This window comes from Microbacterium aureliae (assembly GCF_054780155.1).
Genome location: NZ_BAAGWW010000007.1, coordinates 1 through 592, shown reverse-complemented (window position 1 = coordinate 592; position 592 = coordinate 1). Strand labels below are relative to the sequence as shown.

The following is a 592-nucleotide window of genomic DNA, read 5'->3' as shown; positions in this document are numbered from 1 at the left end:
GCGACCACGAACGACGCGTCCGGGTCGAACCCGAGGACCTTCTTCGTCGCCGCGAGCTCCTCCGCCCCCAGCGCCGACCCGTGGATCTTCCCGGTGTTCTGCTTGCCGGGCGCGGGCCACCCGATGATGGTGCGCAGGATGATCAGCGACGGCTTCTCGGTCTCGGCCTTGGCCGCCTGGATCGCCGCGTACAGCTCCGCGACATCCTCGGTGTACCCGTCGGGCTTCTTCCAGTCCACCACCCGCACATCCCAGCCGTACGCCTCGTACCGCTTGGCGACGTCCTCGGAGAACGCGACGTTGGTGTCGTCCTCGATCGAGATCTGGTTGGAGTCGTAGATCGCGATCAGGTTCCCCAACCGCTGATGCCCCGCCAGGCTCGACGCCTCCGACGTGACACCCTCCTGCAGGTCCCCGTCCCCGGCGACGACGAACACGTGGTGGTCGAACGGCGACTCGCCGGCAGCCGCCTCGGGGTCGAACAGCCCCCGCTCGTACCGGGCCGCGTACGCGAACCCGACCGCCGAGGCCAGCCCCTGCCCCAGCGGGCCGGTGGTGATCTCCACACCCTCGGTGTGGCCGTACTCGGGGT

At 69.6% G+C, this 592-nt stretch carries 1 pseudogene; it reads right to left on the bottom strand.

Annotation, left to right across the window (positions count from 1 at the left end):
• Window positions 1–592: pseudogene (locus ACYVF4_RS13530) on the bottom strand (transketolase); the annotation flags it as partial.